At 51.6% G+C, this 14,063-nt stretch carries 16 protein-coding genes and 1 tRNA gene; 15 read left to right on the top strand and 2 right to left on the bottom strand.

Annotated elements, in window-relative coordinates; translation table 11 throughout:
* Window positions 1–20: 20 nt before the first annotated feature.
* The 7 genes from thrC to PQG83_RS12350 all read left to right on the top strand — a co-directional run bounded on the left by thrC (window position 21) and on the right by PQG83_RS12350 (window position 6,245).
* Window positions 21–1,082, top strand: coding sequence for a threonine synthase (thrC, locus tag PQG83_RS12380; RefSeq protein ID WP_312741476.1), 1,062 nt, complete (start codon window positions 21–23; stop codon window positions 1,080–1,082).
* 73 nt (window positions 1,083–1,155) lie between these two features.
* Window positions 1,156–2,391, top strand: a complete 1,236-nt coding sequence (locus PQG83_RS12375) for a hypothetical protein (protein WP_312741473.1) — start codon at window positions 1,156–1,158, stop codon at window positions 2,389–2,391.
* A 4-nt stretch (window positions 2,392–2,395) separates the two neighbouring features.
* Window positions 2,396–3,631 carry an aspartate kinase gene (locus PQG83_RS12370; protein ID WP_376753526.1) on the top strand — a complete coding sequence of 412 codons (1,236 nt, stop codon included), beginning with the start codon at window positions 2,396–2,398 and terminating at the stop codon, window positions 3,629–3,631.
* Window positions 3,632–3,672: 41 nt separating this feature from the next.
* Window positions 3,673–5,253: a citramalate synthase gene (gene cimA, locus PQG83_RS12365; protein WP_312741469.1), complete on the top strand. Its 1,581-nt coding sequence runs from the start codon at window positions 3,673–3,675 to the stop codon at window positions 5,251–5,253.
* A 172-nt stretch (window positions 5,254–5,425) separates the two neighbouring features.
* The gene (locus PQG83_RS12360) at window positions 5,426–5,701 is read left to right on the top strand and encodes an integration host factor subunit alpha (protein WP_312644181.1); all 276 of its coding nucleotides are present in this window, start codon (window positions 5,426–5,428) and stop codon (window positions 5,699–5,701) included.
* A gap of 67 nt (window positions 5,702–5,768) precedes the next feature.
* Complete coding sequence (locus PQG83_RS12355) at window positions 5,769–6,119, top strand: MerR family transcriptional regulator (protein ID WP_312741465.1); 351 nt, start codon at window positions 5,769–5,771, stop codon at window positions 6,117–6,119.
* A 49-nt stretch (window positions 6,120–6,168) separates the two neighbouring features.
* Window positions 6,169–6,245, top strand: a tRNA-Pro gene (locus PQG83_RS12350).
* 82 nt (window positions 6,246–6,327) lie between these two features.
* Here PQG83_RS12350 and PQG83_RS12345 read toward each other — a convergent pair.
* Window positions 6,328–6,582, bottom strand: coding sequence for a hypothetical protein (locus tag PQG83_RS12345; RefSeq protein ID WP_312741462.1), 255 nt, complete (start codon window positions 6,580–6,582; stop codon window positions 6,328–6,330).
* Window positions 6,583–6,828: 246 nt separating this feature from the next.
* Here PQG83_RS12345 and PQG83_RS12340 point away from each other — a divergent pair, with 246 nt between their 5' ends.
* The 3 genes from PQG83_RS12340 to PQG83_RS12330 all read left to right on the top strand — a co-directional run bounded on the left by PQG83_RS12340 (window position 6,829) and on the right by PQG83_RS12330 (window position 9,748).
* Window positions 6,829–7,587, top strand: coding sequence for a glycosyltransferase family 2 protein (locus PQG83_RS12340; protein ID WP_312741459.1), 759 nt, complete (start codon window positions 6,829–6,831; stop codon window positions 7,585–7,587).
* A 114-nt stretch (window positions 7,588–7,701) separates the two neighbouring features.
* Entirely contained in the window at window positions 7,702–8,016 is a 315-nt protein-coding gene (locus PQG83_RS12335; RefSeq protein WP_312741456.1) for a lipid-A-disaccharide synthase N-terminal domain-containing protein, read from the top strand.
* Window positions 8,009–9,748: an ArnT family glycosyltransferase gene (locus PQG83_RS12330; protein WP_312741453.1), complete on the top strand. Its 1,740-nt coding sequence runs from the start codon at window positions 8,009–8,011 to the stop codon at window positions 9,746–9,748. The genes PQG83_RS12335 and PQG83_RS12330 overlap by 8 nt, the downstream gene beginning before the upstream one ends.
* A gap of 109 nt (window positions 9,749–9,857) precedes the next feature.
* On the opposite strand, the gene PQG83_RS12325 is transcribed toward PQG83_RS12330, so the two are convergent.
* Window positions 9,858–10,400, bottom strand: a complete 543-nt coding sequence (locus PQG83_RS12325) for a redoxin domain-containing protein (RefSeq protein ID WP_312741450.1) — start codon at window positions 10,398–10,400, stop codon at window positions 9,858–9,860.
* 106 nt (window positions 10,401–10,506) lie between these two features.
* On the opposite strand from PQG83_RS12325, the gene PQG83_RS12320 reads away from it, so the two are divergent.
* The 5 genes from PQG83_RS12320 (at window position 10,507) to PQG83_RS12305 (ending at window position 13,688) form a co-directional block, all read left to right on the top strand.
* Window positions 10,507–10,965, top strand: a complete 459-nt coding sequence (locus tag PQG83_RS12320; RefSeq protein WP_312741448.1) for a winged helix-turn-helix transcriptional regulator — start codon at window positions 10,507–10,509, stop codon at window positions 10,963–10,965.
* Window positions 10,966–11,707: 742 nt separating this feature from the next.
* Window positions 11,708–12,055 carry a hypothetical protein gene (locus PQG83_RS12315; protein ID WP_312741445.1) on the top strand — a complete coding sequence of 116 codons (348 nt, stop codon included), beginning with the start codon at window positions 11,708–11,710 and terminating at the stop codon, window positions 12,053–12,055.
* A 16-nt stretch (window positions 12,056–12,071) separates the two neighbouring features.
* Window positions 12,072–12,269, top strand: coding sequence for a hypothetical protein (locus PQG83_RS12310; RefSeq protein ID WP_312741443.1), 198 nt, complete (start codon window positions 12,072–12,074; stop codon window positions 12,267–12,269).
* A gap of 180 nt (window positions 12,270–12,449) precedes the next feature.
* Window positions 12,450–12,785 carry a TIR domain-containing protein gene (locus tag PQG83_RS21015; RefSeq protein WP_376753525.1) on the top strand — a complete coding sequence of 112 codons (336 nt, stop codon included), beginning with the start codon at window positions 12,450–12,452 and terminating at the stop codon, window positions 12,783–12,785.
* A gap of 81 nt (window positions 12,786–12,866) precedes the next feature.
* Window positions 12,867–13,688: a toll/interleukin-1 receptor domain-containing protein gene (locus tag PQG83_RS12305; RefSeq protein ID WP_312741440.1), complete on the top strand. Its 822-nt coding sequence runs from the start codon at window positions 12,867–12,869 to the stop codon at window positions 13,686–13,688.
* Window positions 13,689–14,063 lie beyond the last annotated feature (375 nt).

Below are 14,063 nucleotides of genomic sequence, written 5' to 3'. Positions count from 1 at the left end.
ACGAAGGGGGACAAGCCATTATGATTCCTTGGCGTGGCATTATCGAGGAATATCGGAAATTCCTTCCGGTGGGAGAGCAGACTCCGATCGTGTCACTACTGGAGGGGAATACTCCACTCATTCCAGCAATGCGCTTAGCCGGGAAAATTTGTCCTGGCCTGGGTCTGTATCTGAAGATCGAAGGGGCCAACCCAACCGGTTCATTTAAGGACCGGGGCATGACCATGGCGGTTTCCAAGGCCGTAGAAAGTAAGGCCAGAGGACTCATGTGCGCCTCGACAGGCAATACTTCCGCTTCGGCAGCCGCTTATGGGGCCAAGGCGGGGTTGCCGGTCTATGTCGTCGTGCCGGCAGGGAATATCGCATTGGGTAAATTGACGCAAGCGCTCATGCATGGGGCTCGAGTCATTCAGATTGAAGGAAACTTTGATCAGGCCCTCACGATCGTAAAAGATTTGTGCGAGGAAACCGCCATTGAATTGGTCAATTCAATTAACCCGTTTCGTTTGGAGGGTCAGAAAACGGCGGCCATGGAAATCTGTGATCAGTTAAGGTATGCCCCGGTCATTCATGCCCTCCCGGTAGGGAACGCCGGGAATATTACTGCGTATTGGCGAGGATATCGGGAGTACCACAAGGCCGGACAAACGCAAGGGGTGCCTCGTATGTTCGGGTTTCAAGCGGAAGGAGCCGCGCCCTTGATCAGGGGTCATGTCGTGGAGGAGCCGAAAACCATTGCTTCAGCCATTCGGATTGGTAATCCGGCCAGTTGGTGTTTGGCTCTGGAAGCGGTGGAAGAATCACACGGATATCTGGACATGGTATCGGACGAAGAAATTCTTCGAGCGTATCAAATGGTGGCGAGTGAAGAAGGGGTCTTTTGCGAGCCCGCTTCCGCTGCGTCTCTGGCTGGGATTGACAAAATGAATCGTGCCGGGTTGTTGCCGAAGGTGGGGGACATTGTGTGTACCTTAACCGGACACGGGTTAAAGGATCCGGATACGGCCATCTCGGTCTCCTATCGACCGGTGACGGTTCCTGCAACACATGAAGCGGTCAGAGCGCAATTAACGAATCAATAATCCCTCATGGTCTTCTGAAAACCAGGATTGTTCGTTCAACTACTCATTAATTCAACACAGCGAGGCTCAGGTCGTGCGAAAAACGATCGTGATTCACGTCGATGGATTGACAGGACAGTCGTATCAAGAATTAGGAGACCAAACCGTCTTACAATATGCTCGGACACCGCACCTGGATGAATTGGCGGAGCATGGCGAATTGGGGCGCTTAGGGGTTCCCCGGGAAACTCGTCCCTTTTTCGGAGAAATGGCCCTGCTGGCTTTATTGGGATACGATCCCCATAAATGGTATACCGGTGCTGGTGCTTTCGAGGCAGGGGGATTAGAGGTTGTTCTGGACGCCCATGATGTGGCCTATCTTTGTCATTTGGTGACTCTCCGGGGTCAGGATGGATGGGGGGATGAGAAAAAAATTGGTCCTCACCTATTTATGGCCGATCCCTATGGCGGAGGAATCGGGACTGAGGAGGCCCGAGAACTCATTGATGCCGTTAATGAACAATTGATTTCTGAAAATATTCAATTTTACATGGGCAGCCATCATCGTCACCTTATGGTCTGGGTGGGCGCAAGCGGGAAAGTGGCCTGTCGCAACCCATATGAGGCTTTAGGACAATCGATCGAGGCGTATCTGCCGACCGGAGATGGATCGCACATCTTACGTGAACTCATGGCGGCGTCCCGGGTGATCCTCTGCCATCATCCTGTGAATCACGAGCGCCTGAGTGCCGGCTTGAAACCGGCCAATTGTCTGTGGTTGTGGGGGTCAGGAAAGCCTGTGGAATTGCCTCATTTACAGGAGCGGTGGCCAGTCAACGGTCTCGTGATTTCCCCCGATGGGCCGTATATCGGTGTTGGAATGGCCGCTGGACTTCAGACGGTCAAGGTCGAACATGTGGGAGGGGGAGATATCGAATGGTTGCAGGCGGTAGCTAATCAGGCTTCGACGGCCTTGGACAGGCATGACCTGGTCTGTCTGCACATTCCTTTTTACGAGTGGGGCTTGAAGAATGGACAGGTGGTGCCACCCGCACAATTAGTGGAATATCTTGGGCAAGTGGACGAACAGGTCATTGGAGCCATTCATGCGTCTGTTGGAAGCACCAACTCCATCCGCATCGTTGTTATAGTGACTCCATGTCCGAATTGGCAGAAGGATGGAGGGTCTTTCATATCGCCTTATCTGGTGTTTGAAGGGCCAGGGGAGAAATCTGAAAATCATGCGGGACCAATGAATGAACGTGAGGTCGCCAATCGCCCCCTCCGTGATGCTACCAAACTGTTTGAGCGATTTATGGCCACTCACTAAAACCATGGCCCTATATATTCAAAAATTCGGCGGTACATCAGTGGGGAGCCTGGAACGAATTCAAAACGTGGCCCGGCTTATTCAGCACACTTTCCGAGAGGGGCATCAACTGGTGGTCGTGTTGTCCGCGATGAGCGGGGAAACGGATCGCCTCATGAAAATGGCCAAAACCTTGAGCGTTGATCCGGATGATCGGGAGCTGGATGTGCTCCTTTCTTCTGGAGAACGGGTCACGATTGCGCTGATGGCGATGACCCTCAAGGGTCTTGGGATCAGGGCGCAATCCTTTACGGGACGTCAGGTTGGGATTGTGACCGATAGCACACATACCAAAGCCCGAGTCTCCCGTGTCGATACGGACCGGGTGCTGGGAGCCTTGCGTGACGGGATTGTTCCCATCGTGGCCGGATTTCAGGGTATCAACGCCGCATCCGATGTGACCACATTAGGGCGCGGCGGCTCGGATTTGACGGCCGTGGTCTTGGCGGCGGCGCTCAAGGCCGATACCTGCTTTATTTATACCGATGTGGATGGGGTGTACACGGCCGATCCCAATATTGTGCCGGGCGCGAGAAGATTGGATAAAATCTCCTATGAAGAAATGTTAGAGTTAGCGAGTCTGGGTGCGAAAGTTCTACAGTCTCGTTCGGTGGAGTTAGCGGCGAAATATCAGGTACCTGTAGAAGTGCGGTCCAGTTTTCAGGACGGGCCTGGAACCTGCGTGGTAAAAGAGGATGTCGATATGGAAGAAGTCTTAGTCTCGGGGGTTACGGGCGACCGGAATCAAGCCAAGGTCACGGTGGTCGGGGTCCCCGATCACCCTGGAATTGCGGCCACATTGTTCTGCTCCATTGCCGATGCCGCCATCAATGTGGATATGATAATACAAAATGTGAGTCAGGACTCCCTGACGGATATTTCCTTTACCGTGCCGAGAGCTGACCTTCCTCGAGGCATGGGTCTCATCAGAGATATTGCCAAATCAGTGGAAGCGCGGACGGTCGAGGTGAACGAATCCATTGCCAAAGTTTCGCTAGTGGGAGTGGGAATGCGTTCGCATTCCGGTGTCGCAGCCAGAATGTTTCAGACACTCTCCCGTGAAGGCATTAATATCATGATGATCAGTACCTCGGAAATAAAAATCTCTTGTGTGGTAGAAGAAAAATATATGGAGTTAGCTGTTCGGGCCTTGCACCAGGAGTTTGAATTAGAAGTACCTCCGGGGAGCAGAAAGGCCTAGCGTGGGATTGTGTGTCGACATCGAAGGGGCGAATGGGTGATATGAATTCCAAATTTCCGGTCATCGAAATCTACGATACGACCCTCAGGGATGGAGCTCAGGCCGAAGATGTCAGCTTTTCGGTGGAGGATAAGGTTCGTATCGCTCTTAAATTAGATGAGCTAGGGGTCCATTTCATAGAAGGAGGGTGGCCGGGAGCCAACCCGAAGGACATTGAGTTTTTCCAAGTCATGAAATCGACTCCGTTGCAGCACGCCAAAATTGTGGCGTTTGGTTCGACGCGAAAAGCCAAAAATACGGCAAAGGCCGATCCGACGCTGGAAGCCCTCTTATCCGCTGAGACGGATATTGTGACCATCTTTGGAAAAAGTTGGACCCTCCATGTGACGGAAGCCTTGGAAACGACGTTGGCAATCAATTTAGAACTGATTGCCGATTCCATCTCTTATCTCCGGTCGAGGGGACGGCAGGTCTTTTACGATGCCGAACATTTTTTCGATGGCTATAAGACGGATCCCGCCTATGCCATGAAAACCATTCAAGTTGCAGCAGAAGCCGGGGCGGAACGAATCGTGTTGTGCGATACGAATGGGGGAACGATGCCATGGGACATTGGTGAGATTTTTGCGAAGGTTCGCCAGAGCTGTTCTGTGCCCATGGGCATTCACGCACACAATGATGCGGAGATGGGGGTCGCCAATTCCTTGACTGCTGTGCAAGCGGGAGCGGTCCAGGTCCAGGGAACCATCAATGGCATCGGAGAGCGGTGCGGGAACGCCAACCTGTGCTCCGTGATGGCCAATTTAGAATTAAAAATGGAGCGAACAGCCCTGGGGGACGGACGTTTGGCACACCTTCGCGCCATTTCTCATTATGTGGCCGAGATGGCCAATCTGACTCCCAACAAACGGCAGCCGTATGTGGGAGATACCGCGTTTGCTCATAAGGGGGGGGTGCATATTCATGCGGTGCAAAAAAACCCGCTCACCTATGAACATGTGAATCCCGATATTGTCGGCAACCATCGCCGCGTCTTAATTTCCGATAGCAGCGGACGAAGTGCCGTGTTTGGAAAGATGGAAACTTTCGGACTGGACCTTCCTCAGGATAATCCCAAGGTTCTCGAATTACTGGATTCTCTCAAAACGTTGGAATATGAAGGATATCAATTTGAAGGCGCAGAAGGGTCTTTTGAATTGTTAGTGCGGAAAGCCATGGGAACCCATACTCCCTCCTTCGAATTCCTGGGGTGCCGGATCATTGTGGAAAAACGAAAGACGAATGAAAATCCTATTTCCGAAGCCACGATCATGGTCAAAGTCGGGGAAGTGGTTGAACATACCGCCGCGGTCGGGGATGGGCCGGTGAATGCGCTCGATCATGCCCTTCGGAAAGCGCTGGAGCATTTCTATCCGCAGTTAAAGGAAGTCAAACTTCTGGACTATAAGGTCCGTGTGTTGACCGGACGACATGGAACGGGTTCTCGTGTGCGAGTCCTGATTGAGTCTGGGGATCACAAGGAAAAATGGGGGACGGTCGGGGTATCGGAGAACATCATTGAAGCCAGTTGGCAGGCCCTGGCCGACAGTATTGAGTATAAGCTCATGAAGGAGAAGCCGTAAAAGTGATAACGGTCCCTCCGTATGGGCTGACAAAGGGGAATCCTCTGAAGAGCCCGGTTCTTGACATCATCTGCGTTGCCCGTTACGTTGCTGCCAGCAACAAGGGTCAAAGGCGTGAATTCACAATCCGTATGTACGGTCTTCAAGACCACTGGTGAGGGGGTTTTGATTTATGCGCAAGGCTGACATTGCCGAGATCATCACAGAGACGGCAGCTATCCAAAAAACCGATTCCATGGAAATGGTGGAGCATGTCTTGGATTTGATCAAGTCCATGCTTCAACAAGGGGAAGTCGTCAAAATTGCCGGATTCGGGAACTTTGTTGTTCGGAATAAGGGAGAGCGGAAAGGGAGGAACCCGAGGACCGGAGAAGAAATTGCCATTACGCCCAGACGCGTGGTGACCTTCCGACCAAGCCAACTCTTTAAGAAATATGTCAATTCTTGACGGGCGAGAATCTCGCAATCGGTCTCGTTCACTCTCTTGCTAGATACACCGTGGGGTGATTGCAGGTATGGGAGGTGGAACCAAATACGAGGATAAGGCCTTTTATAAAATAGGGGAAGTCGCCGATTTGACGAACCTTCCCGCGTATGTCCTGCGGTTTTGGGAGTCGGAATTCATTTTTCTTAAACCGAAGAAAAGTCAGGGCAAACATCGGGTTTATTCGAAAGCCGACATTGAAACGGTCTTTGAAATTAAACGAATGCTCTATGATGAAGGGTATACGATTGCGGGCTTGAAGCGATATTGGTATCGCAAAAAACGGTCAGAAAAAGCCGTGCAAGTCCCAAAAGACCGTGTGGAAAAAGCGAAGGTGGAACTGCAAGGCATTCTGAAAATTCTGGGGCGAACGACGGTGTAGGTTTTCGACCAATGACGACGGATGGGAATACGATTGGTCAGGTTAATGTCGGGGCGTAGCGCAGCCCGGTAGCGCACTCGCTTGGGGTGCGAGAGGTCGGAGGTTCAAATCCTCTCGCCCCGACCATGTTTTCTTTTCAGCAAAAATGGTTTCTTCATCTCCTCGGTGTGTTCATAGGGGAGAATCGATTGGGCAGTACGAAGGCTCGCTAGGCTTGTAAGTCCTCCTCTTCAGCCAGCTCCTCACCCTCGGGCATTCCATACGCCACATATTTTGCATAGGAGAGATAAATCTGGCTGCTATCTCTCATGGCCTTTGAGCCAGCTTTCATTCTATGGAATCGGTTTTTGGATTCCGCATCGGTCTGTGTTTCGAGCCGGCTCACATGCTCCTGTAATAACATGGAATAGCGCTGCATCGCTTGCTCTATTTCCAAATAGGCTTGCAGAATGTCTTCTTGCATGAATGTTCCTCCTTCAAAATGTCCTCCACCTTACAAAAGGCTGTTCCCGTGGTCAACTTATTGTGACCGTCGGTGTGGAGTGTAGCATGACGATCACGGGGTCACGAGATCACGGGGAGTGCCTCTCGTGATGAAGGGCGGTTTGACCGATTTTTTAGTTATTCAGTAAAATGGTGACCGGGTAGGAGGGTCCGCAACGTGAGTTTTGTCATTATTTTCAAATCTGTAGCGTAGTTCGCGCAATCCATGAGTCTCCACCCGCCGCGCCATTGGATTTCCGTTGTCATTCCTATTAAAGATGAGCGGGAAAACATCCCGCTACTAGCGAGCCAATTACTCAAATTTTTTGAGTCAAGGCCTGAAAGTGGCTCCGCGGCATTTGAACTTGTCTTTGTGGATGATGGGAGTGTGGACGGGAGTGGGCCGTTGCTGGATGAGTTATCCAAACAGTTTCCTGAGATACGGGTGATTCATTTAGACCGGAATCACGGGCAGACGGCAGCATTCGATGCCGGCTTTCGGGAGGCCAGAGGAGAACTCGTTGCCACCATGGACGGTGATCTACAGTATGATCCGAATGACTTTGCGAAACTTCTTCCATTCGTGGAACGATATGATTTAGTGTGTGGGCGACGACAATCCAGACATGACAATCTGGTTCGTCGATGGTCGTCAAAAATTGCCAACCAGGTTCGCAATTGGGCTGTGCATGACGGCATTTCAGATACCGGCTGTTCCTTGAAGGTCTTTAAGCAGGCCGTGGTCAAACGACTTCCTCCATTTAAAAACATGCACCGGTTTTTTCCGGCGTTGGCCCAAATGTATGGGTTTACGGTGACTGAAATACCCGTCCAGCATTTTCCAAGAGCCCATGGGACATCCAAATATGGAATTGGCAACAGGCTGTTTGCCGGTCTGTATGATCTCTTCGCCGTCAGATGGATGCAAAAACGCTGTTTGAACTACACCATGAAGGGTAGTCATCCCGAAAAATCCGAACTGTAGTTTTCTTGAGCTGACCACCTACTGGAAACAATTGACATACCACAATCATTTTATGCACCGGGAGGGATCTGAATTGATAGACCCCTTTCGGCGATTCATTCCCTGTTACTAACGATGTTCGATTCCTTCACGCACGCTTTCCTGGCCATGTCGTCTGAGGAACTCCTCTGGATCGGCTTTGGTTTTTTGGGGCAAGGCATTTTTTTCTCACGCTGGTTGGTGCAATGGGTGGTGTCGGAACGCAACGAGGAAAGCCAAATTCCCATGTCGTTCTGGTACATGAGCCTGGTGGGGAGTGTGATTGTGCTGACCTATGCCATTCACATCGCCGATCTGGTATTCATGGCCGGCCAAAGCGTCGGAACCGTGGTGTATGTCCGCAATATTATGCTGCTCCATCAGGCCAATAAGCGAGTCATGAGTGGATAGCCCTCCCCCTCAAGCACTCTTTCCGTCCTCTTTCCGCTCTTCAATAACGCAATCGCCTCTTTTTCAGTTGATGTGTGTGCTGCTCCTGGCTGCCTGGCTCTTGGGCGTAGATGGTGGATGGTTCTTTGGTCCGGATCTGGGCGCGCTGGGGCTGACAGATCGGGATGAGGGGAGTAATGCCGAAGCGGCCCGGGAAATGCTGGAGACCGGTGATTGGATTTCCCCGACTCTCAATTATGAACCACGTTATGCCAAACCGGCTTTTGTGTATTGGCTCATCAGCGGGTCGTATTCCCTGTTCGGCATCAATGAATTTGCCGCGCGGTTGCCTTCGGCTTTGTCCGGTCTTTGCCTGCTGTGGCTCCAGTACGTGTTTGTGCGAAAGTGGGCCGGCCCCATGGTAGCCCTGTTTGCTTCCTGCATGTTGCTGCTGAATCTGGAGTTTTTGGGTATCAACCGGATGGTGCTGACCGATCCGGAACTGGTCGTGTTCACCACATTAGCCGGATATAGTTTTTGGCACGCGCTCCACCATGAACAGGCCAAGCGAGGGCTTTTCGTCATCTTTTATCTGGCCATGGGATGTGGCATGTTGGTCAAGGGACCCGTGGGCATCATCATTCCGCTGGTGGGTGTGATCCCCTATCTCACCCTCACGCGCCAATGGGGAACCTTCTGGCAACGGGGCTTTCCCCTTCTCGGAATCATTTTGGTCGCCGCTGTCGCCGCTCCCTGGTATGTGATGATGTTCCAAATCCATGGGGAAGCCTATTGGGCTGCGGCGCAAGCCAATACCACCGGCCGGTTTATGAATCCCATGGAAGGCCATGGGGGGACGCTCTTGTTTTATGTGCCGGTGTTGTTGATTGGATTTTTCCCATGGAGTGCCTTTCTCCCTTCCGTGTTGTATCACACGGTCAAGCGCTGGAAAGCGTTCTGGCGGGGACAAGGCCCTGCCACGCAAGAGCAACATTTGGAGTGTTTCCTGAGCCTCTGGGTGGTGGGATTGTTGTTGTTCTTTACCTTCTCGGCCACGCGACTGCCTCATTATATCTATCCGCTGTTTCCGGCCGCAGCCGTGCTCATCGCACTGTGGTGGAAGCGTTTTTTGACAGAAGAAAGTCCAGTTGGACTCACCGCATCCACTCGTCTCCTCATTGGGGTGGGATACCTCTTAGGCATCGCAATGATGTTTGTGCCGGCGGTCTTTCAGTTGTTCATGAAACAAATTGCCAAAGAATTCCCGGCCGCGGTCCAGGTGGATCTGGCATGGCTTCCATCGCTGGTAGGCCTTGTCATGGTAATAGGGACCATGCTCATGCGTCAGTGTATGCGATCTGACACCAAGCGCTATCTGGCCTTTTGGGTGGGATGCGGGATGATGCTGATTTTCACGGTTTTGGTCGCACGAGGAGGACTCTCAATTTACCAACAGTATTTCATTGGACCACCGCAGGAGTTAGCTGTCATCGCCGGCTATAACTTAGGCCGGGACGACCGATTAATTCAATTTGGCCGGAAGCGCCCCTCCCTCAGTTTTTATGCCAAACGCAAAGTACACTTTCTTGGAGTGAATGACGAAGAACTCCCCCAACACCTCGCGGCTCCCGGCCGAAAAATGGCCATCATCCAAACTCAGCTTCGAGGACAACTTCCCGAAGCCATGGCACATTGGATTGTCGTCTTGGACCACGGCGGTTTTTCTCTCCTCACCAGCGAACCCTTGCTGTAAAAGCCGGCAAGGGATGTTGGAAGTCTCCGGACTATCTACTTGGACAAGTAGCCTGTGCGCACTGTACCGGTGAGTCCTGGGCCGAATAGAACCAACAAACAGATTCGTTTTATCCGATTGCACAGGAGTCGTCTGCACATGAAGGCTTCACCAGCTGTTCGGGTCTTGCCGGGAATTCTGTTGAAGATGTTGCGTGCTCCCGCAATAATCCAAGTTCCGCTCCGAGAAGGAGATCGTCATGCACTCCGAACACCTGGCGGTGCAGTCTGCCTTGTGCGTCAATCAGCACCGTGGTTGGAGTTCCCCTCATCGCATACGCTCGCATGGTTCGGGGAAGTGGATCGCCATCCGGTCCTGGCAGGTCGATCGCAACCGGAAAACGAATGCGGTACTCATGCAGAAACGCGCGCAGCGACGACAACCCCATAGCCTCATGGTGCTCGAATACCGTATGCAACCCGATGACCCGGACGTCGGGAAAGAGCTTGGCGACACGCTGAGCCTGTGGCAGGCCATGCGATACACAGCCGGGACAGAGCATCTGAAATGCATGAAGAAGCACGACTTGTCCACGAAGCCCGGACAGGCTGAGGGGCTCGGGGGTATTGAACCAGTCTGTGGTCTGCCATTCTGGAGCTAACTGGGTTTCCATCAAAAGTCTCCTTGGGTGATTGATAGTTGAGTATTGGTCTTTCATGCAAGATACTAAGCCTGCAGGAATCTCTCAAGAAGGCACTTTTTGGTAAGGGGGTGACTGAATGGTTCAGGATGATCCGTCGATGGGGGTGGAGTCGGAGTTGCAGGATGGCAAGAAAATTCCTGTGGCCTCGATGGTGGAGAGTATTGTGGGCTGTAAGTGGTCTGTCCGCTTACTCCAGCTTTGTGCCGAGGGGCACAATCGCCCAGGTATGGTGCTCCGGGCCTGTCCAGGTCTGTCGGCCAAAGTCATGAATGAGCGATGGCGAAAGATGATCCGTTTCGGCATCATGCGGCGCACGGTGTTGGGACAAAAGCCTCCGGTTGAAGTGGAATATCAACTCACCCCGTTCGGCTGTCGATTTTTGAAAATTCTTGACGAAGTGCGTCGGCTTCAGGAGGCTGTGGATGATGGGGGCATCTCGAAATCAAAACAGTCCAGCAAGAAAGAAAAATCGAGTGCTCCCAACAAGTCTCCCAAAAAGGTGAACCGTCCTTCCGCGCCTGCTGCACCTAAATAATTCTAGTGAAACATTCAGGATTATATCCTTCCATGTCGAGAGATATGGGGAATCTTCTTGTATCGATTTGTGAAGTAGGAAAGGAGAGTAATACTCAGATCAATTGCTGATTCCATTTTTCTGGAACCTATAGAATAATTGGATTGGCCTTACAGCTTTACGATGTGTATCGAGAATCTATCTTGAGGTTTGCCAGTAAAAAAGTGCTGGCAGGTGAATGCATCGCACTTTGACCCAACTCTCGTATCAATGTGTTGTTCTGTGTTGCCGGGTTTCGCCCCGGCAGACGAGGCCTTTTTGTTTGCCCAAAAGGACCCAAAACCATTGACGCGCCGTTCGCCTTCATCGGATGGGGCGGATGCAGGCCATGGAGGGGCGATCCAACTCGCTGCGCTCACACAAGGCCCGACCAATGATTAGGGCGTCCACCCCTGAAGCCTGACGGCAGGCGTCGAAAAATAGATAAAGAGTGTGACTTAAGGGCTTTAGGGGGATTTCACCTTGCAGTGGAGTATTCGCTCTTGGTGGTCGACGGGATTCCCCGTTTGTTCAACGGTTGTGGTTTTGCTAAACAGGCATGAACGCTTGGAATATTTTTTCGAATAATTATAGAATCAGGTAAATGGCAAAACGGAGGGTGTGCTCAGAAAATGTGATGGCGGTTTTTACGGACAGAAATTGGCAGATTCGGCTCTTATGCGGATCCGGTCAACCATTGTTGGGCAAATCAAGGAACAAAGATTTGAGTTTATCTGAACTATTTAAAATCGCAAGTACACTTGATTCATACAAGGAGTATGGATCAGACGAAATTAATGCTTTGTCTGAGGCTGCTACTAATATTGGCAAGGCATGGTCGGGTTCGTGGTTTGGGTATCATTCGCGTGTTTACTATCAAAATTTCGAAGTACCTCTGCCTGGGGCTGTGTTTAGCCAGGAGTGGGGACTTATGGATTCCCTTTCAAGGTCTCGCGGAGCGTGGCAGGAGTACCGTTTTGATGATGTCGTTACACTGATCTACGGAAATGCTAGTAACCCCTCTATTGATAAAGAACTGGAGCTTGCTAATAAACCTCAGAAAGTTTTTTGAGGAAGCAAAATCGTCTGTGCTGTCACTCGTTCACGCAAACTATGATTTAGAGACTGATAAATTTTTAACTGGGATAGTTGAGAAAATTGAAATCGCAAAGATGCTAAATGAAAGTGACTTTATAGAATATTGGTGCCCTAAAGGCCAGGCGATGTCAAGAAATATGGTGGGAATAGAAAAAGGTCAGGTTGCTCCTCCTCATTTGTCTGTATAAGCAAAGACCAATTCTGTCACTTTTCCTTTCAAAGCGTGCAATGAGTTTCATAAATTAATTATTAGGCTTGCAAGTCATATCCAAAACATAGAGGGGAAGAGGGTAAGGGAAGAAAGGATAGGTACCAATATTTTTATAAGTCATGGGAGATCGCAAGGTTGGCGAGAGCTTAAAGGTTTCGTGAGTGACAGATTAAAACTGCCATGGGATGAGTTTAATCGAGTTCCAGTAGTCGGAAAAACAAATATAACTAGGCTTGCGCAAATGCTAGATCAAGCATGCTTTGCTTTTCTTTTGATGACCGCTGAAGATGAACAAGCTGATGGGAATCACCACGCACGCATGAATGTGATTCATGAGGTTGGAATGTTCCAAGGTCGTCTAGGATTTGAGCGCGCTATTATTCTATTAGAGGATGGTTGTGAAGAGTTTAGCAAAATTCAGTCACGCGCGGTTCGAACCGATGGGCCTCCGTTTCCCTGCTCAGCCGCGGATTCAGTTAGGCCGCGGTCGTAGAGCCAGATTGCTTGATTTTTACATACGCTCCATTGGAATATCTGGATTGGCAGGCGCTTCCCTCAGACAGAAATGAGCCCGATGATGAAGGTGTTCTTGAGCCACATTGCAGAGGAAGGGCCGCTCGCCGCAGCAATGAAGCGGGCGTTGGAAGAGGCGATCGCCGACTTCGAGGTATTCGTCAGTGGAGTCGACATAAAGTTGGGTCGGGCGTGGCTTGACGCGCTTGACCGTGCCTTTGATAATTCGAGCGCGGTCTTAGTTCTGTGCAGTCCACGCTCAATTGCTCGGCCCTGGGTCAACTTCGAGAGCGGGGGCGGGTGGGGACGGCGGGTCCAAGTTATCCCAATATGTCACGGAGGTCTCATCAAGAAGGAACTGCCGCATCCATTTAGCATGTTCCAAGCCCTGACGCTCACTCGCGGGGCACACGGGGTAGAGGATCTCATTCGTAAGCTTGTCGGGGCGTTGGCCTGTACGTTGAGGGAGGGGGCCGACATTTCAGCTATTGCTAGCACTTTAAGCCAGGTGGCCGAGGCTGATCGGACTCTAGGGGAAAAGGTGGGCATCGTCCGCACTGCAGGTCAGGCTCACTGGCCTCAGGGACAATACGGATCCATCTTCGACCTGCTGCATGGAAGGCTCCCAAATCTACTTGGACGAGCATGGCCATTGGATTCATCGACGATTCTGAGCAACTTCGGCTCGATCGTATTTCGGATTTCCGAGGACTCGTTATCGGTAATCCTTGGCGTGCTCGCTTCGAATCGGACACGATCGATGCGATTCGGCAATTCGTGTTTGATGGAGGACGAGTCTTGTTGCTCGGCTTCGAGCTGGGCGATCGTCACCACAACGGGAACCTGTCAGAACTCGCCCGCCACTTTGGAATCGAGCCTGTGACCGATATCGTAGGTCCAGCCTCGGAGGAGGGGAAGCCGTATGGCCTACCCGTCGACTTCGCAGTTGGGCCAGGTGACGCTGACCCCCATCCGTTCACCGAAGGTTTAACGGTGCTACGCTTTGCCAACGTTCAGACTCTGAGGGTTGAACCAGGCGGCATCGAGTGGCTGCGAGTGGGCGCAAACGCGGTATTTCGCCCCTGTCGTGATAAGACCATTTACGCGTCAGACGGAACACTCACGGCAGGCAAACAGGATTTTGAGCGTAACGGCGCGGCGCATTGGTGCCCGGTCGCGGTTCAGGCGCCGCCTAGTCTGTGCGGCCGCGGCAAGGTGATCGCGATGGGCACGTGGGATTTGCTTGGGGACCAAGGCG

The sequence above is a fragment of the Candidatus Nitrospira neomarina genome, assembly GCF_032051675.1.
GTDB lineage: Bacteria > Nitrospirota > Nitrospiria > Nitrospirales > UBA8639 > Nitrospira_E > Nitrospira_E neomarina.
The sequence above is the reverse complement of the archived record's forward strand: the minus strand, read 5'-3'. Positions and strand labels throughout refer to the sequence as shown.

Bases quoted from the DNA above. Each gene is read 5' to 3' on its own strand.
- thrC (WP_312741476.1), top strand. From the start codon at position 21: ATGATTCCTTGGCGTGGCATTATCGAGGAATATCGGAAATTCCTTCCG.
- PQG83_RS12370 (WP_376753526.1), top strand. From the start codon at position 2,396: ATGGCCCTATATATTCAAAAATTCGGCGGTACATCAGTGGGGAGCCTG.
- cimA (WP_312741469.1), top strand. From the start codon at position 3,673: ATGAATTCCAAATTTCCGGTCATCGAAATCTACGATACGACCCTCAGG.
- PQG83_RS12360 (WP_312644181.1), top strand. From the start codon at position 5,426: ATGCGCAAGGCTGACATTGCCGAGATCATCACAGAGACGGCAGCTATC.
- PQG83_RS12355 (WP_312741465.1), top strand. From the start codon at position 5,769: ATGGGAGGTGGAACCAAATACGAGGATAAGGCCTTTTATAAAATAGGG.
- PQG83_RS12345 (WP_312741462.1), bottom strand. From the start codon at position 6,582: ATGCAAGAAGACATTCTGCAAGCCTATTTGGAAATAGAGCAAGCGATG.
- PQG83_RS12340 (WP_312741459.1), top strand. From the start codon at position 6,829: ATGAGTCTCCACCCGCCGCGCCATTGGATTTCCGTTGTCATTCCTATT.
- PQG83_RS12335 (WP_312741456.1), top strand. From the start codon at position 7,702: ATGTTCGATTCCTTCACGCACGCTTTCCTGGCCATGTCGTCTGAGGAA.
- PQG83_RS12325 (WP_312741450.1), bottom strand. From the start codon at position 10,400: ATGGAAACCCAGTTAGCTCCAGAATGGCAGACCACAGACTGGTTCAAT.
- PQG83_RS12320 (WP_312741448.1), top strand. From the start codon at position 10,507: ATGGTTCAGGATGATCCGTCGATGGGGGTGGAGTCGGAGTTGCAGGAT.
- PQG83_RS12305 (WP_312741440.1), top strand. From the start codon at position 12,867: ATGATGAAGGTGTTCTTGAGCCACATTGCAGAGGAAGGGCCGCTCGCC.